This is a genomic window from Tenacibaculum sp. SSH1-16, from assembly GCF_040104435.1.
Classification (GTDB): domain Bacteria; phylum Bacteroidota; class Bacteroidia; order Flavobacteriales; family Flavobacteriaceae; genus Polaribacter; species Polaribacter mesophilus.
In genome coordinates, this window is record NZ_JBECOV010000011.1 from 73155 (window position 1) to 98907 (window position 25753).

23 protein-coding genes are annotated in these 25753 nt (G+C 31.7%); 12 read left to right on the plus strand and 11 right to left on the minus strand.

What is annotated here, in order from left to right; all coding sequences use genetic code 11:
* Position 1: 1 nt before the first annotated feature.
* From ABMY20_RS12865 to ABMY20_RS12880, 4 genes are all read left to right on the plus strand, one after another.
* Entirely contained in the window at positions 2–502 is a 501-nt protein-coding gene (locus ABMY20_RS12865) for a DUF456 domain-containing protein (RefSeq protein WP_047790539.1), read from the plus strand.
* A 449-nt stretch (positions 503–951) separates the two neighbouring features.
* A complete protein-coding gene (gene lysS, locus ABMY20_RS12870) occupies positions 952–2649 on the plus strand; it encodes a lysine--tRNA ligase (protein WP_349265496.1) in 1698 nt (565 codons plus the stop codon).
* Between the two features lie 157 nt (positions 2650–2806).
* Positions 2807–3211, plus strand: coding sequence for a DUF3592 domain-containing protein (locus ABMY20_RS12875; RefSeq protein WP_349265497.1), 405 nt, complete (start codon positions 2807–2809; stop codon positions 3209–3211).
* 89 nt (positions 3212–3300) lie between these two features.
* Complete coding sequence (locus ABMY20_RS12880) at positions 3301–5328, plus strand: ComEC/Rec2 family competence protein (RefSeq protein WP_349265498.1); 2028 nt, start codon at positions 3301–3303, stop codon at positions 5326–5328.
* A gap of 4 nt (positions 5329–5332) precedes the next feature.
* Here the strand turns inward: ABMY20_RS12880 and ABMY20_RS12885 are convergent, their stop codons facing one another.
* From ABMY20_RS12885 to ABMY20_RS12900, 4 genes are all read right to left on the minus strand, one after another.
* The gene (locus ABMY20_RS12885; RefSeq protein WP_047790542.1) at positions 5333–5851 is read right to left on the minus strand and encodes a DUF255 domain-containing protein; all 519 of its coding nucleotides are present in this window, start codon (positions 5849–5851) and stop codon (positions 5333–5335) included.
* A 99-nt stretch (positions 5852–5950) separates the two neighbouring features.
* Positions 5951–7708, minus strand: a complete 1758-nt coding sequence (locus tag ABMY20_RS12890; protein WP_253057458.1) for a peptide MFS transporter — start codon at positions 7706–7708, stop codon at positions 5951–5953.
* Between the two features lie 66 nt (positions 7709–7774).
* Positions 7775–9319 (minus strand): peptide MFS transporter, encoded by a 1545-nt coding sequence (locus ABMY20_RS12895; protein ID WP_047790544.1) that lies wholly within the window; start codon positions 9317–9319, stop codon positions 7775–7777.
* A gap of 16 nt (positions 9320–9335) precedes the next feature.
* Positions 9336–11483 carry a S9 family peptidase gene (locus ABMY20_RS12900; protein ID WP_349265499.1) on the minus strand — a complete coding sequence of 716 codons (2148 nt, stop codon included), beginning with the start codon at positions 11481–11483 and terminating at the stop codon, positions 9336–9338.
* Between the two features lie 142 nt (positions 11484–11625).
* On the opposite strand from ABMY20_RS12900, the gene ABMY20_RS12905 reads away from it, so the two are divergent.
* The 3 genes from ABMY20_RS12905 to ABMY20_RS12915 all read left to right on the plus strand — a co-directional run bounded on the left by ABMY20_RS12905 (position 11626) and on the right by ABMY20_RS12915 (position 15614).
* Positions 11626–13359, plus strand: a complete 1734-nt coding sequence (locus tag ABMY20_RS12905) for a hydroxymethylglutaryl-CoA reductase, degradative (RefSeq protein ID WP_349265500.1) — start codon at positions 11626–11628, stop codon at positions 13357–13359.
* Positions 13359–14285, plus strand: a complete 927-nt coding sequence (locus tag ABMY20_RS12910; RefSeq protein ID WP_239178756.1) for a GYDIA family GHMP kinase — start codon at positions 13359–13361, stop codon at positions 14283–14285. The genes ABMY20_RS12905 and ABMY20_RS12910 overlap by 1 nt, the downstream gene beginning before the upstream one ends.
* A gap of 120 nt (positions 14286–14405) precedes the next feature.
* On the plus strand, positions 14406–15614 hold the full coding sequence (locus ABMY20_RS12915) for an NAD(P)/FAD-dependent oxidoreductase (RefSeq protein WP_349265501.1): 1209 nt from the start codon (positions 14406–14408) through the stop codon (positions 15612–15614).
* A 65-nt stretch (positions 15615–15679) separates the two neighbouring features.
* Here the strand turns inward: ABMY20_RS12915 and ABMY20_RS12920 are convergent, their stop codons facing one another.
* Together ABMY20_RS12920 and ABMY20_RS12925 are read right to left on the minus strand one after the other, a co-directional pair.
* Entirely contained in the window at positions 15680–15982 is a 303-nt protein-coding gene (locus ABMY20_RS12920) for a hypothetical protein (protein ID WP_047790548.1), read from the minus strand.
* A 23-nt stretch (positions 15983–16005) separates the two neighbouring features.
* Positions 16006–16236, minus strand: a complete 231-nt coding sequence (locus tag ABMY20_RS12925; RefSeq protein ID WP_047790549.1) for a hypothetical protein — start codon at positions 16234–16236, stop codon at positions 16006–16008.
* Between the two features lie 374 nt (positions 16237–16610).
* Between ABMY20_RS12925 and ABMY20_RS12930 the strand changes: the two genes are divergently transcribed.
* From ABMY20_RS12930 to ABMY20_RS12950, 5 genes are read left to right on the plus strand one after another with little or no spacing between them, the layout of a single operon-like run.
* Entirely contained in the window at positions 16611–17696 is a 1086-nt protein-coding gene (locus ABMY20_RS12930; protein WP_349265502.1) for a diphosphomevalonate decarboxylase, read from the plus strand.
* 13 nt (positions 17697–17709) lie between these two features.
* The gene (locus ABMY20_RS12935; RefSeq protein ID WP_053056775.1) at positions 17710–18204 is read left to right on the plus strand and encodes a hypothetical protein; all 495 of its coding nucleotides are present in this window, start codon (positions 17710–17712) and stop codon (positions 18202–18204) included.
* A 51-nt stretch (positions 18205–18255) separates the two neighbouring features.
* A complete protein-coding gene (locus ABMY20_RS12940; protein WP_047790551.1) occupies positions 18256–19182 on the plus strand; it encodes a hypothetical protein in 927 nt (308 codons plus the stop codon).
* Positions 19183–19191: 9 nt separating this feature from the next.
* A complete protein-coding gene (locus ABMY20_RS12945) occupies positions 19192–20109 on the plus strand; it encodes a geranylgeranylglycerol-phosphate geranylgeranyltransferase (RefSeq protein WP_047790552.1) in 918 nt (305 codons plus the stop codon).
* Between the two features lie 45 nt (positions 20110–20154).
* Positions 20155–20991: a pseudouridine synthase gene (locus tag ABMY20_RS12950; RefSeq protein WP_047790553.1), complete on the plus strand. Its 837-nt coding sequence runs from the start codon at positions 20155–20157 to the stop codon at positions 20989–20991.
* Between the two features lie 37 nt (positions 20992–21028).
* On the opposite strand, the gene ABMY20_RS12955 is transcribed toward ABMY20_RS12950, so the two are convergent.
* The 5 genes from ABMY20_RS12955 to ABMY20_RS12975 all read right to left on the minus strand — a co-directional run bounded on the left by ABMY20_RS12955 (position 21029) and on the right by ABMY20_RS12975 (position 25737).
* Positions 21029–21394 carry a heavy-metal-associated domain-containing protein gene (locus ABMY20_RS12955; protein WP_125066765.1) on the minus strand — a complete coding sequence of 122 codons (366 nt, stop codon included), beginning with the start codon at positions 21392–21394 and terminating at the stop codon, positions 21029–21031.
* Positions 21395–21420: 26 nt separating this feature from the next.
* On the minus strand, positions 21421–23646 hold the full coding sequence (locus ABMY20_RS12960; protein ID WP_349265503.1) for a TonB-dependent receptor: 2226 nt from the start codon (positions 23644–23646) through the stop codon (positions 21421–21423).
* Between the two features lie 57 nt (positions 23647–23703).
* Complete coding sequence (locus ABMY20_RS12965; RefSeq protein WP_047790556.1) at positions 23704–24114, minus strand: hypothetical protein; 411 nt, start codon at positions 24112–24114, stop codon at positions 23704–23706.
* A gap of 116 nt (positions 24115–24230) precedes the next feature.
* Positions 24231–24950: a hypothetical protein gene (locus ABMY20_RS12970; protein WP_349265504.1), complete on the minus strand. Its 720-nt coding sequence runs from the start codon at positions 24948–24950 to the stop codon at positions 24231–24233.
* 67 nt (positions 24951–25017) lie between these two features.
* Positions 25018–25737 carry a hypothetical protein gene (locus tag ABMY20_RS12975; RefSeq protein WP_349265505.1) on the minus strand — a complete coding sequence of 240 codons (720 nt, stop codon included), beginning with the start codon at positions 25735–25737 and terminating at the stop codon, positions 25018–25020.
* Positions 25738–25753: the final 16 nt, after the last annotated feature.

Consider the following 25753-nt stretch of genomic DNA (forward strand, 5'->3'; position numbering starts at 1 on the left):
AATGGATATATTTTTAGTAATACTCGGTTTTGTATTTGCTTGTTTAGGAATTATTGGTTCATTTTTACCAGTATTACCAGGCCCTATTACTAGCTGGGTAGGTTTGTTATTATTACATTTAACAAAAGCTGTTCCTCAAAACTGGACATTTTTGGGAATCACTTTAGCTATTGCTGTCATTATCTTTTTTCTTGACTACTTTATCCCTGCTATGGGAACTAAACGTTTTGGCGGCACCAAATATGGAGTATATGGCACTACTATCGGATTAATTATTGGACTACTCTCTCCTATTCCTTTCGGAATTTTAATTGGCGCTTTTGTAGGTGCTTTGGTTGGTGAATTGATTTATGATAGCAAAGACACTAACAGAGCAATCAAGGCATCATTTGGTGCTTTTTTAGGTTTTTTAGCTTCTGCAACCATTAAGTTTTCAATTTCTATGGTATTCTTAGTGCTATTTTTTGTTAAGTTTTGGGAGTATAAAGGTGCTTTCTTTTAGGAATAAGCTCGCTATATTTAGCTTTTTACTTCCAATCATGAGATTCCTCCTCGTACCTCGTTTGGAATGACAGGTATTCATGATTTAAGAAGTCAGCAATTACACTTAGTCCCCAGATTGAAGCATTTGTTTGAGCTTTTCGAAGAGAGCGAGTGCGGAAAGCGGGAAATAGCTTCAGAATAAACGTAAATAAAATGCAAAAAAAAAGCAACCCATCTAAGGGAAGCTTTCCATTGGTTAACAAAACCATGATACTATTTAAAGTATCTAACAACACAACTAAATGCTGTCCTTTTAAAATTAGACAGCCTGCAAATATACATTCTTTTTAGAAACTCACAAATAAAAAATAACTTTTTTATAAAATCTATGTGATACTACCGTTGTCTAATTTTGTAATTGATTGTATCTTTGCACCTTTAAATTAAAATTACTTAAAAATTAAGTCAATGCAATTATCAGAACAAGAAGTTGTACGTAGAGAAAAACTATCAAAATTACGTGAACTGGGTATCAATCCATATCCAGCAGATTTATTTCCATTCAATTCAAATTCCAAACAGATTAAACAGGAGTTTAAGGAAGGTAAGAAGGTAGTTATTGCTGGTAGGTTAATGTCTCGTCGTATTCAAGGAAAAGCTTCTTTTGCTGAATTGCAAGATAGTGAAGGACGTATTCAAGTATACTTTAACAGAGATGAAATTTGTACTGGTGAGGATAAAACTTTATACAACGAAGTATACAAAAAGTTATTAGATATTGGTGATTTTGTAGGTATTGAAGGAGAGTTGTTTAAAACTCAAGTTGGAGAAACCACAGTAATGGTTAAAGATTTCAAATTATTAAGTAAGTCTTTAAAGCCATTACCATTACCTAAAGTAGACGCTGAAGGAAATACCTTTGACGGTTTTACTGATCCTGAGATGCGTTACCGTCAACGTTATGCTGATTTAGTTGTGAATCCACAGGTAAAAGAGGTTTTTGTAAAGCGTACAAAATTATTCAATGCGATGCGTCAGTTTTTTAACGATGCTGGATATTTTGAAGTAGAAACGCCAATTTTACAACCAATACCAGGGGGTGCAGCTGCAAGACCATTTATTACACATCACAACGCACTAGACATTCCTTTATACATGCGTATTGCGAATGAATTATACTTAAAGCGTTTGATTGTTGGTGGTTTTGACGGTGTATATGAGTTTTCTAAAAACTTCCGTAATGAGGGAATGGACAGAACTCACAACCCAGAATTTACAGCCATGGAAATTTATGTAGCTTACAAAGACTACAACTGGATGATGGAGTTCACCGAGAAATTATTAGAACATTGTGCTTTAGCTGTAAACGGAACTACGGAAGCTACTTTTGGAGAGTATAAGGTAGATTTTAAAGCTCCGTATGCACGTGTTACCATGGCAGATTCTATCAAACACTTTACTGGTTTTGACATCAACGGAAAATCGGAAGATGAAATCCGTAAAGCTGCTCAAGACATGGGTATCGAGGTAGATGACACGATGGGTAAAGGAAAGTTAATTGATGAGATTTTTGGTGAGAAGTGTGAAGGAAACTACATTCAACCAACATTCATTACCGATTATCCAAAAGAAATGTCTCCATTGTGTAAAGAACACCGTGACAATCCTGAATTAACTGAACGTTTTGAGTTAATGGTATGTGGTAAAGAAATTGCCAATGCATACTCTGAATTAAACGACCCTATCGATCAACGTGAGCGTTTTGAAGCACAATTAAAATTAGCTGAACGTGGTGATGATGAAGCAGGAGAATTTATCGATCAAGACTTCTTACGTGCGTTAGAGTATGGTATGCCTCCTACTTCTGGATTAGGAATTGGAATGGATCGTTTAATTATGTATTTAACGAACAATCCGTCAATTCAAGAAGTATTATTCTTCCCACAGATGAAACCTGAGAAGAAAGCTCCTACAGTTGAGTTAAACGACGACGAAAAAGCTGTACTAGCTTTATTAGAAAAAGCTGAAAAAATAGGTTTAAATGATTTAAAATCTCAAAGTGGTTTGTCTAATAAAAAGTGGGACAAAACCATTAAAGGATTAACTAAAAACAACCTTGCTAAAGTTGAAAAAACAGCCGAAGGTTTGTTTGTTGAAGTTGTATAAAGTATTTCAAAAAACTATATAAAATTAAAAAGCAATCTCGTTTGAGATTGCTTTTTGTTTGGTTTTAATTCTATTTTGGATAACTTAGCTAGCTATGAATATCTGTTATTAAAACTAACTCATATCTTTAATAACGTCAACTACAATAACCTAAATCATGCACTACTTACTTATAATACTAGGAGTTGTTTTTTTGTTTTTATCATTAAAAACGATGATTAAAAATAATAAGATTAAAAGAAATGGAATTCTCACTAATGCTAGAGTAGTATCTTATATTACTGAAAAAAGAAAAGACTCTGAACCAGGAAACTATAATGAAGTAATATTAAAATTCCCTATTTTAATATTTGAACAAATAGTAGATGGGGAAATAAAAAATATACGAGTAAAAGGAAAAAACAATTCAAAATTTAAAATTGGAGAAGTAACCCCAATATATTATGATCCCAATGCCCCTGAAGAGAATTTCTATTTACCTAAAAAAGACTTTTTTGTTAAATATTTATTCTTAATATTTGGAATTATTTTTTTGACATTTGGAATTATAGAATATAGTTAACATTCTACAACCGTAATTACAATGGGTTTAACTAACCCTAATGACTAAATTCTTTCATATTCATAGTTTTTTCATAACTTTAGAGAGCTATGAAAAAAATTTTAGAATACCCTCCTTCTCACTTTTTGGTGTGCCTTATTATTGGAATAACTCTTCAGTTTTATACACAGATATGGCTGTATAATTTTATATACTTGTTTTATTCTTTAATAGGGTTTCTTGTCATTCTTTATTTCTTAAAAAGAACTCAAGCGCGAAAAGCTTTTAGTATAGTCACATTATTGTTCTTTGTTTTTATCGGGGTTAGCACCACCTATATTCACAATCCAAAGAATTATGTAAGCCATTATAAACATCAATTAACTAAGAATTCTACTTATATACTTGATGTACAAAAAGTATTAAAACCAGGGAACTACTATACAAAATATGTAGTTAAAGTTTCACAAGTAGATTCTACTAAAACCACTGGATATATTCTTCTAAATATTCAAAAGGACAGTTTATCACCTATATTAAAGGTGGGTAATCGAATATTTATCAAAACTCCTTTTAAAGAATTAATTCCGCCTTTAAATCCACATCAATTTGATTACAAACAATATTTAGCAAAACAGTATGTTTATCATCAAGTATTTATAGATAATCATCAATTCAAAAAACTTGAAAACTCAAAGCTTTCTTTAATCAGTTTATCTGCTCATATTAGAGGTAAAATACAAGCTTCCTTAAAAAAGTATCATTTTACAAACGATCAATTTGCTGTGATTAATGCTCTATTGCTTGGTCAACGTCAAGAAATTTCAAAAGAGTTATTAGAAAGCTACACCAACGCAGGCGCTATTCATATTCTTGCCATTTCAGGACTCCACGTAGGAATTTTATTATTACTACTCTCCTATCTACTTAAACCTTTAGAAAACCTTCCGCATGGAACAATCATTAAAGTCGTTTGTGTTATCTTCTTACTTTGGTCATTTGCTTTTATAGCTGGTTTATCTGCCTCAGTAGTTAGAGCAGTAACTATGTTTACTTTTGTAGCTATCGGGTTATCCTTTAAACGAAAAAAGGTTATTGAGTTTTCTTTAATAAGCTCCATGCTATTTTTACTTTTAATAAAACCGATGTTTTTATTTGATGTTGGGTTTCAATTAAGTTATTTAGCAGTTTTTGGTATTGTTTGGGTACAACCTTTACTTTACAGTATTTGGACACCTAAATTACGATTTCTCGACAAAGGCTGGCAATTATTTACAGTTTCTATAGCTGCACAAGCAGGAATTTTACCAATTAGCTTGTATTACTTTCATCAGTTTCCAGGGTTGTTTATCCTATCTAACTTAATTATCATTCCTTTTTTAGGTACAATTTTGTTTGGTGGAATTGTAATTATTATACTAGCAACGTTTAATATATTGCCTCAATTCTTGGCGAATATATATGGATCAATTATTTCTTTGATGAATTATTTTGTTAGTTGGGTTTCGAAACAAGAAGTGTTTTTATTGAAAGAACTTTCTATGTCTTTTGAAGCAATGATAGCTTGGTACATATTCATTATTTTCTTATTTCAACTTTGGTTTCGTAAAACCTATAATAATATTGTACTCTTTCTAACTTCAACTATTATTTTACAAGGGGTTTATTTATATGAAAAAAGCCAGCGAGTAAACAAAAGTGAATTTATTGTATTTCATAAAAGTAGGTATTCAATTTTAGGAGAAAGAAACAGGAACGAGCTTAACGTTTTTAGTTCACTAAATGACTCTATTCTTCTGCAAGAAAAAATTTTACAATCTTACAGAGTTGCTCAAGGCATTATTTCTAAAAATATTGATTCGATATCATACATTGCTTCTTTCAGTAACAAACAAATTTTAATTGTAGATAGTTTAGGGATGTATCAAATAAAAAAACTTAAAAACCCAATAGTGGTTTTAAAAAATAACCCAAAAATAAATTTAAGCAGACTTATTTTTTGGCTAAAACCAAAGCAAATCATTGCTGATGGAAGTAATTACAAATCGTACATTAACGGGTGGAAAGAAACTTGTTATAAACAAAAAACACCATTTTGGTATACTGGTCAAAATGGTGCTTATATTATAAAAGAATAAGTTTTTACATGGCACTTTTAAAGTTCTTTTCAAACTCTGTCCAAGGTGTATTTTTATAATTATCTTTGTTAAAATACGCCAGTATTTTCTCAAATCTTTTTTCTTCTAAGTAGCCAGGTACGTTTTGTAATAATTGCTTATCAGTATTAAAAAAAGCTGTTGAAGGATAACTTAATTGTCCTTTCATAATAGCAGCCGCTAACTCGTGATAACCTCTTCTTCCCTGAGACTGGTATTTAAAGGTTTTTCCTTGAAATGTAATATCATGTTTAGCTTCTCCGTTTAACTTTACTGGGTAATAGTGTGTATTGATATACTCAACAATTACTTTGTTTTTGTAAGTGGTTTTATCCATCTTTTTACACCAACCACACCAATCGGTGTAAATATCTACTAAAATTGGTTTAGGGTCTTTCTCACTCATTTCCATCGCTTCTTCAAAGCTTAACCAATTTACCTTGTCTTGTGCCTTTACTCCATATGAAATAAAGGTTAAAACTACTATTAATATTATTTTTTTCATACCCTTTAAGTCTCAATAAGTGTTCCAAAATTACAAAAAAACCTGCCAATATTTAAAATTGACAGGTTCTAAAAATATTGTTTTAACTTTTATTTAGAGTTATTTAACTCCATGCATTAGTTTTTTAATTAACGGATTTAAAGCTATTACTAACAATCCTGCTAATGTTGGAACTATTGTGAAAATTAAAAAGAATGTTGATAGGCTATATTCTTTTGTTATGTTTTCTATTTGACCTCCTAAAACAGCTGCTGCTTTATTTCCTATTGCTATTGCTAAATACCACATACCAAACATAAATGCAATCATTCTTGCAGGTACTAATTTAGATACATATGATAAACCTACTGGAGAAAGACATAACTCCCCTAAGGTATGAAACAAATATGCTAATATTAACCATATCATACTCACTTTAACACCATCGGTTATTCCATAAGATCCAAATGCTAACAACCCAAAACCTACTGCCATTATAATTAGTCCTAATCCATACTTTACAGCTGCAGACGGGTTGTATTTTGAATCCCACCATTTAGAAAAGAAATTAGCAAAGGCTATAATAAAAAATGAGTTTAATATTGAAAACCATGATACCGTTATTTCAGAAGCTTCTGCTGAAAACTCACGATATAACATCCAACCTACCAATGCCCAAACTCCCAGAAAACATATTGCTAATACAAAGTTGGATACAGGAATTCTTTTTCCTGTTTCTTTTCCTAATAAAATTAGTACCCAAGTAATAATAGCTAAGGGAATTACAGTTAATAGTGTATTTACAATATTAAAAATTGTTTGTGCATTACCTGTTAAAACTCTATCAACATTATCACGAGCAAAAAGCACTAAAGAAGAAGCTCCTTGTTCGAAACTCATCCAGAAGAAAACAGTAAAAAAAGCAAATATAATTACAGCAATCATTCTATCTCGTACAACCTTAGCATAACGAGATATACGAGAAATAGTTAAAACTAAAAATACTATTAACCCAAACAGTACAGCTACATATTGTCCTTCAAAATTTCCTATTTTAAGAGCTCCAAAAACATCTATACCTCCAATTTTTGATAAAGGATCGTTAATAGCGTATCCTAAACCTATAACAGAGGAAATTACAATTAATATTTTATCTAAACCTGTGAAAGGATTTCTTTTATCCTCTTCTTTTGAGTTTAGACCAGAAGTTTCAACAACATTATTTTCTTCTTTTGAAGGAACATCTCCTATAGTTCCAAATAATGGTTTTGCTAACCAAAACTGTAAAGTACCTAATAACATGAAAATTCCTGCTAAACCGAACCCCCAAGACCAACCTATCTTTTCAGCTAAATATCCACATAACATCATTCCAAAGAAAGCTCCTGCATTAACTCCCATATAAAATATAGTATATGCTCCATCTTTTTTTTCTGGTAAGTCTTTATACATCTCAGAAATAATAGATGTCATATTAGGTTTAAAGAAACCTGTACCAATTACTAATAAAGCTAAACCTACATACAACCAAAACTCAGTTTCAATAGCCATAGCAGCGTGACCAAGTGTCATAATAATAGAGCCTATAACAACTGCCCAACGATATCCTGTTAATTTGTCTGCTAAAATTCCTCCTAAAATTGGGGTTAAATACAATAACATTGCATAAGTACCAAATAAAGCACCTGCATTTTCTGCTGACCATTCCCAACCAGGGTTAGTTCCAATAGCTGCTGCTGTTAAGAAGTTAACTAATAAAACACGCATTCCGTAAAAAGAAAAGCGCTCCCACATTTCTGTAAAAAATAGCACAAACAACCCTGATGGATGCCCTAATACTTTTGATTTAAAAAAATCGTTTGATGTAACTGAACTCATATTTATTTATCGTTTATATGTAACAAACCTCATGATAAAGATTATCATGAGGTTAAATGCTCCTTATTATTTTACTCCGTGCATTAACTTTTTAAGTGGAAAACTTAAAAGGAATAATACTATACCTCCTCCAATTGGAATCCAAACTAAGATATTAAAGAAATCAGACATAGAAGATTCTTGAGCTATCTTTTCCATGTAACTTGAAAAAGTTCCTGCAATCATATTACCCATGGCAGATGCAAAAAACCAAATACCAAACATAATACCTAATAATCTTTTTGGTGACAATTTATTTACATAGGAAAGACCAACTGGTGATAAACTTAACTCTCCCATAGTATGTAATAGGTAAGCTAAAACTAAAAAGATCATACTAGCCTTTTGTATGGAATCTCCTCCAACATTTGCTGCTCCAAGTACCATTGGTATAAAACCTAATCCAAGTAATATTAATCCAATAGCAAACTTTTGAGGTCCGTTAGGGTTATATTTTGTTTTTGCTAATTTTTGCCAAACCCAAGAAAATAATGGTGCTAAAGTGAAGATAAATAACGCATTTAAACTTTGAAACCATGTTGCTGGTACCTCCGGGTTTTCATCAAAAAACTGATTATAAATCATATATCCAATAATTCCCCACAAAATAACAACACTTAGTGCCATAAACATCATTGCTGTAGCATACGTTTTACCAATTGCTTTAAACATTCCTACAAATAACCATGTTAAAATTATTACTGGTAAAGCTGATAGTAAAGCTCCAAAAATTTTAAATACAATTACTCCTGTCCCTTCTAAACTTCTATCAGTATATTCACTTGCAAAAATATTCATACTCGAACCTGCTTGCTCGAAAGCTGCCCAGAAAAAGATAGAGAAAAATGCTAAAACACCAACAACTATTAACCTCTGAGTTTCAACTTTTGTTAATGGCTTTTTTTCTATTTCTGTAGTTTCTTTAGAAACTTCTTTCTTTGGCGCTAATCCAATTTCTCCAAACATTTTTTGTGCTAAATGGAACTGAATCAATCCTATAAACATAAATATACCTGCTAATCCAAACCCATAATGCCAACCTAAAGTTTCTCCTAAATAACCACATAAAATTGACCCCAAGAAAGCTCCTACGTTAATTCCTTGGTAAAAAATAGTATACCCTGAATCTTTTTTATCACTTCCTTCTGGGTATAATTGCCCTACAATTGAAGATATATTTGGCTTAAAAAAACCATTTCCTATAATTAATAAACCAAGTCCTAAGTAAAACGCTGGCATCGGTTCAAAAGCTAACGATATGTGCCCTAATGTCATTAACACAGCTCCTATAATAATGGCTTTTCTAAATCCTAAAATTTTATCAGCAATAATCCCGCCAATGATTGGAGTAATGTAAACAAGCATTGTGTACCAACCGTATAAGCTACTAGCATCACTTTTAGTCCACCCTAAACCCGGATTATCACTTGCTACTTCGCTAATTAAATATAAAACCAGTAGAGCTCTCATACCGTAGTATGAAAAACGTTCCCACATTTCTGTAAAGAACAACATAAATAATCCTACTGGATGTCCAAATATTTCCCGTTCGGTTGCTACATTTTTAGCCATAATATATTGTTTTAGTTTATAAGTTGTTTTTAATAAAGTTGGTCATTTTGGTATACAGGTGTAAACGAGTATTTCCTCCATAAATACCATGATTCTTATCCGGATACATTCCCCACTCAAATTGCTTATTTGCTTGAATTAAAGCCTCTGCCATTCTATAAGCATTTTGAACATGTACATTATCATCACCTGTTCCGTGAATTAGTAAATATTTTCCTTTTAATAATTCTGGATAATTCAATGGCGAGTTATCATCATACCCTGCCGGGTTTTCCTCTGGTGTACGCATGTAACGTTCTGTATAAATTGTGTCGTAAAAACGCCATGTAGTAACTGGTGCCACAGCGATAGCTGCTGCAAATACATCATTTCCTTTTAATAAACAGTTCGTACTCATATGTCCTCCAAAAGACCATCCCCAAATACCAATTCTATTCGCGTCAACATACGGTAATTTTGCTAACTCTTTAGCCACCGAAATTTGGTCTTCAGTTTCATGCTTCACCAAGTTCATATAAGTAACTTTCTTAAAATCACGACCTTTAAAACCTGTTCCTCTACCATCAACACAAACAACAATATATCCGTTTTGTGCTAACATTTGGTGCCAATAATCATTTGAACCATTCCAACTATTTTTTACATTTTGAGAACCTGGCCCTGAATATTGATACATTAAAACTGGATACTTTTTATTTACATCAAAGTTTGCAGGCTTAATAGTGTACATATTTAAGTCGTTACCGTTAACATTAATAGTAGAAAACTCTTTTTTACTTAAATTATACCCTGCAATAGTTTCTTTTAAAGCTGCGTTATCTTTTATAGTTTTTAATACCTTACCTTCATCATTTCTTAGCGTATACACTGGTGGTGTATTTGCATCAGAAAAAGTATTGATGAAATAGTGCATGTTTTTACTAAAAGCAGCGTTGTTTGTTCCTGTAGAGTTACTCAATAGCTTTTTGTTGTTACCGTCTAAAGAAATGCTATACACTCCTCTATTAATAGAACCGTTTTCTACTGATTGGTAATAAATAGTTTTCTTATCAGCATTATATCCGTAGTAAGAAGTAACTTCCCAATTTCCTTTCGTTACTTGATTCAATAACTTACCATCTTTATCATAGTGGTAAATATGGTTGTATCCATCTTTTTCACTTGTCCAAATAAAGTTATTATCGTCTAAAAAAGTTAGGTCGTCTGTAATATCTACATATGCTTTATCTGTTTCATTTAAAACTACAGAACTATTAAAAGTAGTTGCATCAACAAAATACATTTTTAAATCATTTTGATGACGGTTCAATGTTCTAACAGCTAATATGTTTGGATTGTTTGTCCAGTTAATTCTAGGAATATATTCATAATCTCCAACTCTAATTTCTGCAGTTTTGTTCGTTTCTAAAGAAAATATACGTAATGCTACTTTTGCATTTTCTTCACCAGCCTTTGGATATTTGAACACATGCTGTGTTGGGTATTTTTCTTTTCCATATACGTCCATTGAAAAAGTTTTAACTTTGCTCTCATCAAAACGTAAATATGCTAAGTTTTTACTGTCTTTACTCCATTCAAATGCTTTTACGAAACCGAATTCCTCTTCATAAACCCAATCAGTAATACCGTTAATGATTTCGTTCTTTTTACCACTATTGGTAATTTGAATTACCACATTGGCATCTGAATAATCTTTAATAAATAAATTGTTGTCTTTAGCGTATGCTATTTTTTTACTATCAGGAGAAAAAGTTGGTTCTTGAATATCTGTACCAATTAAGTCTAATGATTTTTTAGCAATATCATACACATAATAAGTACCTAAATATGAATGACGAAAAATTTGCTTAAAGTTCGTTCCTAAAATTAATTTGGTCTCATCATTATTAAAACTATATGATTGAAAATATTTCAATCCTGCTAAATCTTTACTATCAACAATCGTTGCAACTTTTTCTAAAGTTTCATAACTGTATTTATCTACAGTAGAACTTCCATTCTCATAATTTAATAACGAATAAAAATCTCCATTCATAGAATTTAAAGAGTTCATATAATCGGCTCTAAATGTGCCTTTTCGCCATATATCCTCTAAAGAAATATCTTTTTTTTGAGCTTGTACTAGCGAAGATATCCCTATAAACAATAATAATAATTTCTTCATGTTAAGTTGTTGTTTATCTAAAAAGTTTGCCAAGTTTACGGAAAAATAGCCAAAAACCCGCTCAAAAAAATCATAAAAACCAAATAACACAAGCATTTTAACATGATTCACGTATCTTTGAGCCATCAAAAATGAATTGAGAATGTCTAAAACGATCTCTGGTTTTTCTAAACTTACCAAAGAAGAAAAAATAGACTGGTTGGCTAAAACTTACTTTAACAATCAACCAGAAATTATACAAACTATTACGCAATATTGGAATGTAGACGAGAAGTTACAACAATTGCATGATGATTTTATTGAAAATACCATTTCTAATTTTTATATGCCTTACGGCATTGCTCCTAACTTTATTATTAACGGACGCAGTTATGTAATACCAATGGTGGTTGAAGAAAGCTCTGTTGTTGCTGCTGCTTCTTTAGTTGCCAAGTTTTGGAGTACTCGTGGAGGATTTAAAACAGAAGTAATTTCTACTACAAAAATTGGTCAGGTACATTTTATGTATGCTGGTAACAAAAAAGAGTTAGAAACCTATTTTAATCAACAAAAAACAGAATTATACGCAGCTACCGCATCTATTACCAAAAACATGGAAAAACGTGGTGGCGGAATATTAGATATTCAACTAGTTGATAAAACAGATAAGCTTGCAAACTACTATCAATTACATGTTACGTTTGAAACAAAAGATAGTATGGGAGCTAACTTTATTAATTCTTGTTTAGAAGCTATTGCTAAAGCTTTTAGAAAAGACGATATTGAAATAGTTATGAGCATTCTTTCTAACTACGTTCCTGAATGTTTAGTTAGAGCGGAAGTAAGTTGTAAAGTAGCCGAATTGGGCGGAAAGAATCCTGAGAAGTTTGCTCAAAAGTTTGAACAGGCTGTTAAAATTGCAGAGGTAGAACCGTACCGTGCAGTTACACACAACAAAGGTATTATGAACGGAATAGATGCTGTTGTATTAGCTACTGGAAACGATTTTAGAGCCATTGAAGCGGGTGCACATGCGTATGCTTCAAAAGACGGACAATATAAAAGCTTAACTCACTGTGAAGTAAAAGACGGTATTTTTAAATTTTGGATTGAAATTCCTTTAGCATTAGGAACTGTGGGGGGATTAACTGCCTTACACCCAATGGCAAAATTATCGTTAGATATGATGCAAAAACCTAGTGCTCGCACTTTAATGCAAATTATTGCTGCCGCTGGTTTAGCTCAAAATTTTGCTGCTTTGCGTGCTTTAACAACCAAGGGAATTCAACATGGGCATATGAAAATGCACTTGATGAACATTTTAAATCAACACAAAGCTAGCAATGAAGAAAAAGAAATTGTAGCCACCTATTTTGAAGACAGAACAGCTTCTCATAGTGCCGTGGTTGAAAAACTAAATGAGCTTCGTAAGCCAAAAGTACAATGGGTAGACTTTTTAAATGAAGAAGAAGTACGTGATACTCTTTTAAGTTTAAAAGCCGATGCAAAACCTTTGTTTGGTAAAATGAGTGGACAACACATGGTAGAACATTTAAGCTTGGTTACTCAAATAGCAAATGGAAACTGGAAAGTTGACACCTATGTTTCTGATGAGAAATCAGCTAGAAGAAAACCATTTTTAAATTCTGATAATGAGTTACAAACTGGATTTAAAGCTCCATTTTTATCAGAAGCTCCAACTCCGTTAAAGTTTAGTTCTATGAACGAAGCTATTATTGATTTGATTGAGCAAGTGCAGCACTTCGAAACTGTTTTTAATGAAAATCCAAACCGAACAGTTGTACATCCATTTTTTGGAGAGTTAGATTATGAATATTGGAAAAAATTCCAAGTAAAACATTTTACACATCACTTTAAACAATTCGGACTGGTATAATGCGACACTATTCTAACGGAAAATTATTACTCACTGGAGAATATGTTGTTTTAGATGGTGCAACATCGTTAGCTGTTCCTACTAAGTTTGGACAAGACTTAATTGTTGAACCAATTAAAGAATCACAACTTATCTGGGGAAGTTTTACGCATACTGGAGAATGTTGGTTCGAGGCTTCTTTTGATTTACCCAAACTACGCTTAACCTCAGCTACGTTTAATTCTGATAAAGAAGGAAGTGCTGAGTTTATTGCTGAAACACTACGCGATATTTTACAAGAAGCAAAACGTTTAAATCCTGAATTTCTAACTACTGAAAACGGTTTCGTTGTAAAAACAAACCTAACATTTCCTCAAAACTGGGGATTAGGAAGTTCCTCAACCTTAATTAATAATATAGCTACTTGGGCAAATGTAAATCCGTTTACTTTACTTTGGAACGCTTTTTCTGGAAGTGGTTACGATATCGCTTGTGCAAAACATAACACTCCGATTCTATATAAACTAGAAGAAAAACAACCTCATATTCAAGAAGTAAATTTCAATCCACATTTTTCTGAAGAATTATTTTTTGTGCATTTAAACCAAAAACAAAATAGCAGAGAAGGAATTGCTCACTATAAAAAACACAAAGAAGAAGCTAAGATCTTAATTCCTGAAATTGACAATTTAACTCAAGAGTTTTTAAAAGCCAACACTTCTAAAGATTTAGAAAAAATCATTATTGAGCATGAGCAAATCATTAGTTCAATTATAAAACAAGACACTGTAAAACAAAGGTTATTTTCTGACTATTTTGGTGAAGTAAAAAGTTTAGGCGCTTGGGGTGGTGATTTTATTTTAGTTACAGGAAATGAAGATACTACAAGCTATTTTCAACAAAAAGGATTCAATACTATCCTCACCTATAAAGAAATGATTTTATAAAATTAAGCCTGTTACATCGAGTGAATTTATTGAAGAATGAAATAAATTTGTATCGAGATGATTTAAAAAAGTTCTCGATACAATTTTCTACCGAAAATTACTCGAACTGACATAAAAAAGATGAAAAAAGTTATTATTATTGGTGGTGGAGCTGCAGGTTATTTTACTGCGATTAATGCAAAAGAACTTAATCCTGAATTGGACATTACTATTCTTGAGAAAGGAAAAGAGGTTTTACAGAAAGTAAAAATTTCTGGTGGAGGTCGTTGCAATGTTACACATGCTTGTTTTGAACCTAAAGAACTAACAAAATTCTACCCGAGAGGTAAAAAGGAGTTATTAGGTCCTTTTCATAAATTCATGACGGGTGATACTTTTGAATGGTTTGAAAATCGCGGAGTTCCTTTAAAAATAGAAGAAGATAATCGAGTATTTCCAGAAGCAAACACCTCACAAGCTATTATAGATTGTTTTCAAAACGCTGTTGATAACCTTGGAATTAGCGTGTTAAAAAACCATGGTGTAAACTCTATTTATCAACAAAATGAGAAATGGATTATCAACACAAAAAATCAAGATTTTGAAGCTGATTTCGTAGTGGTTGCCGCAGGAAGTAGTAAAAAAGTATGGGATTTATGTAAAACGTTAAATCACACAATTATTGAACCTGTTCCTTCCTTATTTACTTTCAATATAAAAGACAAGCGAATTATTGATTTAGGCGGAATATCAGTTCCAAATGCAGAAGTTACACTTGTTGGAACAAATTTAGAAAATTCTGGTCCATTACTAATTACCCATTGGGGCTTGAGTGGTCCTGCTATTTTAAAATTATCCGCTTTTGGTGCTCGTATTTTAGCTGATAAAAACTATCAATATAACGTATTGGTAAATTGGTTAGGACAAGATACCGATTCCGTTTTTTCAACATTACAAGAGTTAAAAAAATCACAAGCTAAAAAACAAGTTAGTTTAAAATCTCCATTTAGTGATATTCCTCGCCGATTATGGGAACGTTTGGTAATGACTTCAGAAATAAAAAACAACCAAAACTGGGCTGATTTGAGCAATAAGCAACTTCAAAACTTAGCAGATCAGTTAACCAAAGGATTATTCAATGCAAATGGACGTACTACTTTTAAAGAGGAGTTTGTTACTGCTGGTGGTATCGATTTAAAAGAAATTAACTTTAAACGTTTTGAAAGTAAAAAACACAAAAACTTGTTTTTTGTAGGTGAAGTATTAAATATTGATGCCGTTACTGGTGGCTTCAACTTTCAAAATGCTTGGACAGGTGGTTTTATTTGTGCTAATGCAATTGCTGAATAAATAAAATATCATTTCGAACGAAAATAATTAAGGTTTCTCACTCCGTTCGAAATGACATGCTTTTTTTAATCTTCGTCTTCTCCTTCTTCTTCGTAGCAATTAAAAATAATAGAGTATCCATACTCTACAGCTTCTTCATACAATTCTTTTTGCTCATTATCTTCTACATCATCCACAGAATCTAACGTAAAATATTCGTCTTCTATTTCTACTACTTTCCAATCTTCATTTTTGATATAAAATTTCGCTAATCGCATAGCTCCTTCAATATCTTTATAATCAATATACAAGCTTACGTAAGCTCCTATAACTTGATCATAATGTTCAGAAGATTTTTTTGGTTTTGCTAGGGCATTAATTAAAAACATAGATCTATTTTTTTTGTGTTATATTATGCTAATTCTCCTCTATGAGGTTTCAATGCATCTCTAAAGGTTTTCATATATTCCTCATCAACCACAATAAAAGCGATGGTATGCATTTCGTTTAAAGATACAAAATTTACTTCATGATATGGCAAACCATCTATCTGCGTAAATTCTTTTAAATGTATACAGTGATGTTTTGCTGTTTCCAATCCATCAGGACCTTTAAAGTCCCAAATCAGTTTAATTTTTCTCATACAACAAAAATACCCATTTCTATGTTAGAAATAGGTATTAAAAGGATTAACTAATCAAAAATCTAGATTAGCTATCTCTTTTCCACAACAAGATAATATCGAATAGCCCTCAACAATCCAAATGCTGGCGCTAAAACTTGAGACGAAATACTATAGTTACTAGAGAAACCATTAGTAATTTTGAAGCCATATTACCAAGTGATTGTTTTATAAGAGTACATCGTTTCAGTTTCTAAAATTTCCTCATATACTAACGAATATATTGAAGTTACTAAAAAAGCAATCTCAATAAGCAGAAGCTATAAAGAAAGCGTTTTACAAAAATTAGCACAAGTGTAAGCGAAGTTCTATCTTTACAGCAAATTTTTTACACGTTGAATACATCAGATTTCTTATTTCTTTCTCAAGATAAAAAAGTAGATAACTTAACCGTTACATGGCAGACACCTAGTAATATTGCTTTGGTAAAATACTGGGGAAAAAGCGAACCTCAAATTCCTAAAAATGCCTCAATAAGCTTTACATTGAATAATTGCCATACAACTACAAAAATTGAATTCATAAAGACATTACCAAAAAACCAAGTAGAATTTGAATTGTACTTTGAAGGAAAAAAGAAAGATGATTTTAAACCTAAAATAGCCAAATTCTTTGAAAGAATACAAAAATACTGTACCTATATTTTAGAGTATAACATGGTTATTTCTTCTGAAAATTCATTTCCACACAGTAGTGGTATTGCTTCTTCTGCAAGTGGAATGAGTGCTATTGCTATGTGTTTAATGAATTTGGAAAAAGAATTAAATCCAAATTTAACTGATGAATATATTAATAAAAAAGCTTCTTTTTTAGCTCGTTTAGGATCAGGAAGTGCTAGTAGAAGTATTGAAGGACCATTAGTCGTTTGGGGAAATCATCCTGAGATTAAAGGAAGTTCAGATTTATTCGGTACAAAATTCCCTTATAAAATTCATCCTATTTTTGAAGACTACCAGGATACTATTTTATTAGTTGATAAAGGTGAAAAGCAAGTTTCAAGTACAGTTGGTCACAATTTAATGCATAATCATCCGTATGCTGAAAATCGTTTTAATCAGGCCAATGAAAACTTAGAAAAACTTTCAAAAATCCTTCAAAATGGAGATATTAAAGCATTTATTGACCTTGTTGAAAGCGAAGCTTTAACATTACATGCAATGATGTTAACAAGTAGTCCATATTTCATTTTAATGAAACCGAACACGTTAGAAATCATCAATAAAATATGGGAATACAGACAAGAAAATGATAGCAATGTTTGCTTTACCTTAGATGCAGGCGCGAATGTACATGTATTATACCCTAATTCGGAAAAGACTGATATTGAAGTATTTATTAAGAATAATTTAGCTGCATACTGCCAAAAAAATCATTATATTTGTGATAGTGTGGGTTTTGGCGCGAGACCTATTTTAACCTAAATTCCCTACTATTATGAAAACTTCAACATTAATAATTGCCCTTTTTATTGGTTTTATAACCAATTCAGTCAATGCACAAGATACTATTTGGTTTGATAAAAACTGGCAAGAAACAACTAAAGGAGAGCATGAGTTTTATAGACCTGCTCCCAAAAGAATGAATGACGGCTTTTGGATTGTAGATTACTACAAAAATGGTCAAGTACAAATGGAGGGTTTTAGTACTGTAAAAACTCCTAACCAAGAAGAATTTGATGGTTTGGTACTATATTACCATACCAATGGCAAACCTTTTCATAGAGCCAATTACAAAAACGGAAAACTTCACGGAATTCGAAAGGTATACTATGAATCTGGTGAGTTAAAAGAGGAAGGAAAGTATGAAGAAGGTGAAAGAGAAGGTATATGGAAAACTTTTTATAAGAATGGTAAAATAGAAACAAAAGGTAAATACCGCGATAACGAAAAAGTGGGCGTTTGGAAAACTTTTTACAAAAACGTGTACTAGTTTGTAAACTAGTGGTTTTACTTGTATGTTTGCACCGTAATTAAAACACCTATGAAAGGACCCTTATTTTACGCAAAAATATTACTCTTTGGAGAGTATGGAATTATCAAAGACTCTAAAGGATTAGCAATACCTTTTAGTTCTTATAAAGGAGCGTTAAAATCTGCAAAAAACTTAACTGGAGAGGCTGAGAAGTCAAATCAAAGCTTAGCGAAGTTTTATAGTTATTTGACTAACTTAAATTCTGAATTAGTATCTTTTGATTTAGATTCTTTGAAAAGTGATATTGATAACGGAATGTATTTCGATTCTTCAATACCTCAAGGGTACGGAGTTGGAAGTTCTGGCGCTTTAGTAGCTTCTATTTACGATAAATATGCTAATGATAAAATTACAATTTTAGAAAACCTAACGAGAGACAAGCTTTTAACTTTAAAACAAATTTTTTCATTGATGGAGTCTTTTTTCCATGGAAAAAGCTCTGGGTTAGATCCTTTAAACTCTTATTTAAGTTTACCTATCTTAATCAATTCAAAAGAACATATTGAACCAGCAGGAATTCCTTCTCAAAAAGAAGGAAAAGGAGCTGTTTTCTTATTAGATTCTGAGCAAATTGGGGAGACTGAACCAATGGTAAACATCTTTATGAACAAGATGAAAAACGAAGGTTTCAGAAAAATGATTAGCGAAGAGTTCGCAACACATACAGATGCTTGTATTGAAGACTTTTTACAAGGAAACGTAAAATCGTTATTTGGTAACGTGAAAAAACTATCAAAAGTAGTTTTAGCTAACTTTAAACCTATGATTCCTACTGCTTTTCATAAAGTATGGGAAAAAGGTATACAAACCAACGATTACTATTTAAAGCTTTGTGGTTCTGGTGGTGGAGGTTACATCTTAGGATTTACTGAAGATTACGAAAAAGCAAAAAACAGTTTAAAAGATTATAAATTAGAATTAGTGTATCGCTTTTAAAATGCTACTATGAGTACATTTAAAAACAATACATTTTTCTTAAAAATATTTAGCCTTTTATCTGTCATAAGAGGTTATAACATTCTAGTATTAATAGCAGCCCAATATTTGGCTGCTATTTTTATTTTCTCTGATGCAAAATCAGTTAAACCTGTAGTTTTTGATTGGCATTTACTTTATTTAGTTATTGCTACCGTTTGTGTAGTTGCTTCCGGATATATCATCAATAATTTTTACGATAAAAAAGCTGATATTATTAACAGACCTATAAAAACAGGCTTAGATTCTTATGTAAAGCAAGAAACAAAACTAACGTTATATTTTACACTAAATTTTATTGGTTTTTTCTTCGGATGGTTAGTTTCATGGCGAGCAGCATTCTTTTTCTCTGTATATATATTTGGCATTTGGTTTTACTCTCATAAACTAAAAAAACATCCACTAATAGGATTAATAACAGCCACAGTATTAACCATACTTCCTTTTTTTGTAATTTTTGTACACTACAAAAATTTTTCAAAAGTAATTTTCATACACGCAATCTTTCTTTTTCTAGTCATCATGATTCGAGAACTTATGAAGGATTTAGAAAATATTAAAGGAGCTATAGCTAATAACTACAACACTTTCCCTGTTAAATATGGAGAACGAAATACTAAAAAGCTAATTATTTTATTAATGGTATTAACTTTAGTACCTATTGGAGTTTTATTTAACTACCCTGCTATAGAATACATGAAATATTATTTTTATTTAGCTGCCATTACCTTAATATTTGTTGGTTTTTACACATGGGAATCAACAAAAAACAATCAATATAGATTAGCTCACAACATTTTAAAGGTCTTGTTATTAATAGGAGTCTTTAGCTTGTTATTTATCGATAAATCTTTAATTGTAGATAAAGTAGTTGAGGTTTTAGATTAAAAACCAAATAATTACCGTAAATTTGCAAACTTTTAAAATTTAATTATGAATTCAAAAAACTCGTCGAGAGGACGACAAGCTGGACGTAACAGCAATCCTCAAGGAAAAAATCAATTCAAAAAAGATTTCAGAAAACCAAAAAGCAATAAACCTACTCAGAAAAAAACTGAAGATACAGGAATTCGCTTGAACAAATTTATCTCTAATTCAGGAATTTGTTCTCGTAGAGAAGCAGATACGTATATTGAACACGGAAGTGTTTCTGTAAACGGGAAATTAGTTACGGAAATGGGTTACAAAGTGCAGCCTACTGATGAAGTTCGTTTTGATGGAACTTTAATTTCTATGGAGCAGAAACGTTACGTTTTATTAAACAAACCTAAAAATTACATTACTACTATGGAAGATGACCGTGGTCGTAAAACTGTAATGGAATTAGTAGGAAACGCCACTAGAGAACGAATTTACCCTGTTGGAAGATTAGATAGAAATACTACTGGTTTATTATTATTTACTAACGACGGTGAATTAGCAAAAAAATTAACGCACCCTAAGCATAACGTTCGTAAATTATACCATGCTTCTTTAGATAAAAAATTAACCATTGCTGATTTAGAAAAATTACGTGGTGATGTAATTATTGAGGGAAGAAAAGTTTTTATTGATGCCGTTTCTTACGTAGAGGGTGAAAAGAAAACTGAGGTAGGTATTGAAATTCACTCTGGTAGAAACCGTATTGTTCGTAAAATTTTTGAACATTATGGATATCATGTAAAAAAATTAGATCGTGTTATTTTTGCTGGTTTAACTAAAAAGAATTTACCTCGTGGTAGATGGCGTGAATTAACGCAACAAGAAATTAACACTTTACAAATGTTATAACATAAAAATCCCGAGTTAATACTCGGGATTTTTTTTATTACTTCTTTGGTTTTTTATGATCTTTTTGCACTTCCTCATCACGATACTTACAGCACTCATGTAAATTATCATAAGCTTCTTTTGTTGCTTTAAACTCTTTTGTGTCATGACCTACACCAGCAATAGTTTTTTTAACTGTTTCTGTACTTGTTTTGCGTTCATCAATAATTAAACTTAACTCGTGAGTATTCACATCCCATTTTGCAAATTTCACTCCTTTAGTTTTTAACGCTGCTTTTTCTATACGCTGCTTACACATCATACAAACACCGTCTACTTCAAAAGATACTTTTGCATTCTTCTTCTGAGCAAATGTTGATGTGCTTAATAATAAAACAACTGCTAATAAAAATATATTTTTCATGTGTTCTTGATTTTTAATTTATTGAATTAATCTATTTTAAATCGTAACCCTGCATAGAAGTTACTTCCAAAAACTGGTGCATATACAATAGTAGTATCAAAATTTGCACCAAATGGATTATCACTTCCCAGTATAGGATTTTTTTGTTTGTAATTTGTAATATTTTCAGCCCCAGCATACATTTCAAACTTTTTTGAAAACACTTTTGTTATTTGCGTGTTTAATAAGTTATAGCTATCTGAATATGTTGGTAACTGGTTGTTTGTATTAGGTAGTCGTTGCTCTCCTATCCAGTTATAAGTTACATCAAACTTCCAACTGGCATCGCTTTCTTCTGTTTTAGTTTCGTAAGATACATTAGCAAAAAAACGATGTTTTGCTTGTAATGTTTTCGCTAAGTTTCCTGATTTATAATCTGTAGAAACATCATAAAACTTATAAGAGAATCGAGTATTAAAATAAGGGATTATATTTTGATTCATTTCTACCTGAAAACTATTTGCTATACTCTTTCCTTCTAAATTATAAAAAGAAATTTCTTGTGGATTCTCCCAATCGACTACCACCTGATTTGAAAAATTTGTTTGATAAAAATCGAATGTTACATCTCCTTTTCTACCAAATAGTTTATATCCTTGTAAAAACGATACTCCGTAATTCCAAGCCTCTTCTGGGTCTAAGCCATAAATATTTCCACCTGAACTTTCAATAGTAATTGCTCGTGATGAAGCAAAAAATTGTTGATTCTCTGCAAAAATATTCGCGCTTCGTTTTCCTCTTCCTACAGAAGCTCTTAATACTCCTCTTTCCCAAGGAACATAACGCATGTGCAATCTTGGTGTTACAAAAGTCCCTAACAAGTTATGATGGTCTAATCGAACGCCTGCTGTAACACTAAGATTATCTGCATTGTCATAAGCATATTCAAAAAAAGCTCCTACAGAATTCTCTTTTCTATTAAAATTAGGGGACAGCAGCTCACTAACAAACTCTTCGTAATTGTCATACGTAAGGCTAGCACCAGTTTTAAACTTATTACGAGTATCTCCAATAATAGAGCTAAAGACAAAACTGCTATAAAAGCTTTGATGCTGAATGTTGTAATCTCTCAATCCAAAATACGAATCTTGTTTATGGTTACTATACGCCGCTTGAAAGCCCATATTTTGAAATGGCATATCTGGAAACACATAGCCTACTTTTACAGAAGTGTCAAAACGTTTGGTTTTAATTTCACTTCCCCAAACAGTATTTGAACCTTTATCTACTTCTGGATCAAAACCAACTTCTCCTACTTGTTTTGAATCGTCTAAATACCTAAAATTGATAAAACTTACCCAACCTTTTTCGGCATCAGTATATTGCCAACGGTTCATCACATTAATTTGTTCTGCTAATGGATTGTCTAAAAAGTTATCCTTGTTTTTATCAAATTTTTCTCCTCTATAGTTTCCATGTACATACAACCCTGTTTGCCACTTTTCGCTCACTTTTTGATTGAAATGGGTATTGAACTCTAATCTACCTCCCAAAGCTCCATAAGCATTAAGGTAAAACTTATGATTAGTAGATGGTTTTACTAGCTCCGTATTTATTTGTCCCGAAATACTTTCGAAACCATTTACAACACTTCCTGCTCCTTTTGTTATTTGAATACTTTCAACCCAAGTTCCAGGTGTAAATGTTAATCCGAATGCTTGTGCTGCTCCTCTAATTGACGGAATATTTTCTTGGGTAATTAACAAATACGGACTTGTTAATCCTAACATTTGAATTTGTTTTGTACCTGTTAACGCATCAGAAAAATTAACATCTATTGACGGGTTGGTTTCAAAACTTTCTGACAGATTACAACAAGCGGCTTTTAACAACTCATCACTATTAATAGTTACCAAGTTTTGTGTTTGTAAATACGACCTTTGTGTTGAATTTTTTTTTGCAGAAACTGCAACCTCATTTAACGTATTACTTTCTGTTAAATAGTGATTGATTGGTTTTGTACTGCTAACATTTATTGTATCTGTCTTATAACCAACAAAACTTATTATTAATTTTTTATACTCCTTTTTATACGGAATACTAAAAGTTCCTGTTTCATTGGTGGTCGTTCCTGTATTTGTGTTTAACCAATATACATTCGCTCCAAATATTTCTAAATTATTATTATCTTTTATTACTCCTTTTAACTCTTTTTGAGCAAAAAGTGATAGAGAAATCAGTAAAAAAATACTGATTATGAAGTTTTTTTTCATTATTTATTTCATCATACTATATTATACAATTCTTATTTTTTTAGTAAGAATTGTAAATCATATGATAAAGACTTCGTGAAGCACCTGTATGTCAAAAAATAACTTAGGTGGTACATACTGTTTATGTGGAATAATTTGTTTTTCTAAGTCTTGAAATAACAGACTGTTAAAAACATATGAAGTAACCGCTGTAGCAACCTTTATAAAGGTTATTTTTTCTACAGACGATTTCTGAATTTGAGTTTGCCCTTTTATAAGCTCTACATCGTCTTTACAACACGATGGTTCTATTGTTTTACTCTCGCAGCTGTCCTCCTCTACATCATCACAGCTAGCTACACTTCCTACATAAGAAATAGCTACTAAAAAATCACCACAAAAATGTTTTTCTACATTAAAAGAGAATGTAGATAGCAACACTGTTAGTGCTAAGGTTATAGCTGTTATTTTAGAAAAATGTTTCTTCATGCCTTGCAAAGGTACAAATTTTTAAAACTTTACATTTCATAACCTTAGGCTTTTACTCTTTTAAAAATTATTTGTAAAACAATAACTCATAACATAGCTTACTTAATTTTATCTCTTTACCATCCTCCAATACGTTTACGTTCTGCTTGTTGTTCTGGCGTAGCTTCGGGTGTTGGTATACTACTTGGGTATAAAGGCATAGGAAAACCTGCTGCTTTTCTTCGTTCAAAATCCGCTTGTCTGTACTCGTCAAAAGCACTTCCTGGTGGTAACGGTCTATTTTTATCCATGTACCAAACTATAAAACTCCAATCTTCTATTACTTCATGTCCCATAACATCTGTACTTGTAAACCCATTTGGGTGAAGAAGAGACAAACTTGGACCTGTAGGGTTGATACCAGAATTTTTTACTGACCATGCTGCTAAAGCGTCTTGAAAAGGCATTGTATATGGTTTAAAATATAATGTATTCGGTATAGTTATAAGCCCTTCTAAACGATTTAATACTAGCTCTTTTTTGGGACGGGTATAATGATAGGCTATAAAAAAAGCTCCTAAGCAATAAAAAAAAATATAGAAAAGAATATTATGAGCTACTCCTTTCAACTCACGAAGTAAAATAAATAATGATATTAAAATCATAAGTGCTGTCCCTATATATATATATACATTACCAATAAGACCATTATTCATTATAAAAAACTGATTATCTACTCTTACGTAATAATCAGGATCGTTTACTTTCTCTTTTTCTACCTTTCGTTTCGGTTTTTCATAAATAAGCTTCTCTAAATATCCACCCCATTTACCGTACCTTTTTTTAATTTTTGTCATAAATTTAATGCTAAGGTTTTATTCGCATTTAAATTTTTATTTTATAGTAGGACTACTCTATAATATTTTACCATCCACCAATACGTTTACGTTCTGCTTGTTGTTCTGGCGTAGCTTCGGGTGTTGGTATACTACTTGGGTATAAAGGCATAGGGAAACCTGCTGCTTTTCTGCGTTCATAATCGGATTTCCTGTACTCATCAAAAGCACTTCCTGGTGGTAACGGTCTATTTTTATCCATGTACCAAACTATAAAACTCCAATCTTCTATTACTTCATGTCCCATAACATCTGTACTTGTAAACCCATTTGGGTGAAGAAGAGACAAACTTGGACCTGTAGGGTTGATACCAGAATTTTTTACTGACCATGCTGCTAAAGCGTCTTGAAAAGGCATTGTATATGGTTTAAAATATAATGTATTCGGTACAGTTATAAGCCCTTCTAAACGATTTAATACTAGCTCTTTTTTGGGGCGAGTATAATGATATACTATAAAAAAGAAGCCTAAAGAGAGTAGAAGAAAAAAACCTAAATAGTTAACTCCTTTACTTACAACAGTTCTTCCAAAAAGATACAATAATGCACAAAAACTTATCCACATCCCTGTATACATATATATATTACCAATAAGACCATTATTCATTATAAAAAACTGATTATCTACTCTTACGTAATAATCAGGATCGTTTACTTTCTCTTTTTCTACCTTTCGTTTCGGTTTTTCATAAATAAGCTTCTCTAAATATCCACCCCATTTACCGTACCTTTTTTTAATTTTTGCCATAAATTATATATTCAAT

Bases quoted from the DNA above. Each gene is read 5' to 3' on its own strand.
- ABMY20_RS12945 (WP_047790552.1), top strand. From the start codon at position 19,192: ATGAGTACATTTAAAAACAATACATTTTTCTTAAAAATATTTAGCCTT.
- ABMY20_RS12960 (WP_349265503.1), bottom strand. From the start codon at position 23,646: ATGAAAAAAAACTTCATAATCAGTATTTTTTTACTGATTTCTCTATCA.
- ABMY20_RS12950 (WP_047790553.1), top strand. From the start codon at position 20,155: ATGAATTCAAAAAACTCGTCGAGAGGACGACAAGCTGGACGTAACAGC.
- ABMY20_RS12955 (WP_125066765.1), bottom strand. From the start codon at position 21,394: ATGAAAAATATATTTTTATTAGCAGTTGTTTTATTATTAAGCACATCA.
- ABMY20_RS12920 (WP_047790548.1), bottom strand. From the start codon at position 15,982: ATGTTTTTAATTAATGCCCTAGCAAAACCAAAAAAATCTTCTGAACAT.
- ABMY20_RS12895 (WP_047790544.1), bottom strand. From the start codon at position 9,319: ATGGCTAAAAATGTAGCAACCGAACGGGAAATATTTGGACATCCAGTA.
- lysS (WP_349265496.1), top strand. From the start codon at position 952: ATGCAATTATCAGAACAAGAAGTTGTACGTAGAGAAAAACTATCAAAA.
- ABMY20_RS12885 (WP_047790542.1), bottom strand. From the start codon at position 5,851: ATGAAAAAAATAATATTAATAGTAGTTTTAACCTTTATTTCATATGGA.
- ABMY20_RS12940 (WP_047790551.1), top strand. From the start codon at position 18,256: ATGAAAGGACCCTTATTTTACGCAAAAATATTACTCTTTGGAGAGTAT.
- ABMY20_RS12890 (WP_253057458.1), bottom strand. From the start codon at position 7,708: ATGAGTTCAGTTACATCAAACGATTTTTTTAAATCAAAAGTATTAGGG.
- ABMY20_RS12925 (WP_047790549.1), bottom strand. From the start codon at position 16,236: ATGAGAAAAATTAAACTGATTTGGGACTTTAAAGGTCCTGATGGATTG.
- ABMY20_RS12880 (WP_349265498.1), top strand. From the start codon at position 3,301: ATGAAAAAAATTTTAGAATACCCTCCTTCTCACTTTTTGGTGTGCCTT.
- ABMY20_RS12935 (WP_053056775.1), top strand. From the start codon at position 17,710: ATGAAAACTTCAACATTAATAATTGCCCTTTTTATTGGTTTTATAACC.
- ABMY20_RS12865 (WP_047790539.1), top strand. From the start codon at position 2: ATGGATATATTTTTAGTAATACTCGGTTTTGTATTTGCTTGTTTAGGA.
- ABMY20_RS12900 (WP_349265499.1), bottom strand. From the start codon at position 11,483: ATGAAGAAATTATTATTATTGTTTATAGGGATATCTTCGCTAGTACAA.
- ABMY20_RS12875 (WP_349265497.1), top strand. From the start codon at position 2,807: ATGCACTACTTACTTATAATACTAGGAGTTGTTTTTTTGTTTTTATCA.
- ABMY20_RS12970 (WP_349265504.1), bottom strand. From the start codon at position 24,950: ATGACAAAAATTAAAAAAAGGTACGGTAAATGGGGTGGATATTTAGAG.
- ABMY20_RS12975 (WP_349265505.1), bottom strand. From the start codon at position 25,737: ATGGCAAAAATTAAAAAAAGGTACGGTAAATGGGGTGGATATTTAGAG.
- ABMY20_RS12965 (WP_047790556.1), bottom strand. From the start codon at position 24,114: ATGAAGAAACATTTTTCTAAAATAACAGCTATAACCTTAGCACTAACA.
- ABMY20_RS12910 (WP_239178756.1), top strand. From the start codon at position 13,359: ATGCGACACTATTCTAACGGAAAATTATTACTCACTGGAGAATATGTT.
- ABMY20_RS12915 (WP_349265501.1), top strand. From the start codon at position 14,406: ATGAAAAAAGTTATTATTATTGGTGGTGGAGCTGCAGGTTATTTTACT.
- ABMY20_RS12905 (WP_349265500.1), top strand. From the start codon at position 11,626: ATGTCTAAAACGATCTCTGGTTTTTCTAAACTTACCAAAGAAGAAAAA.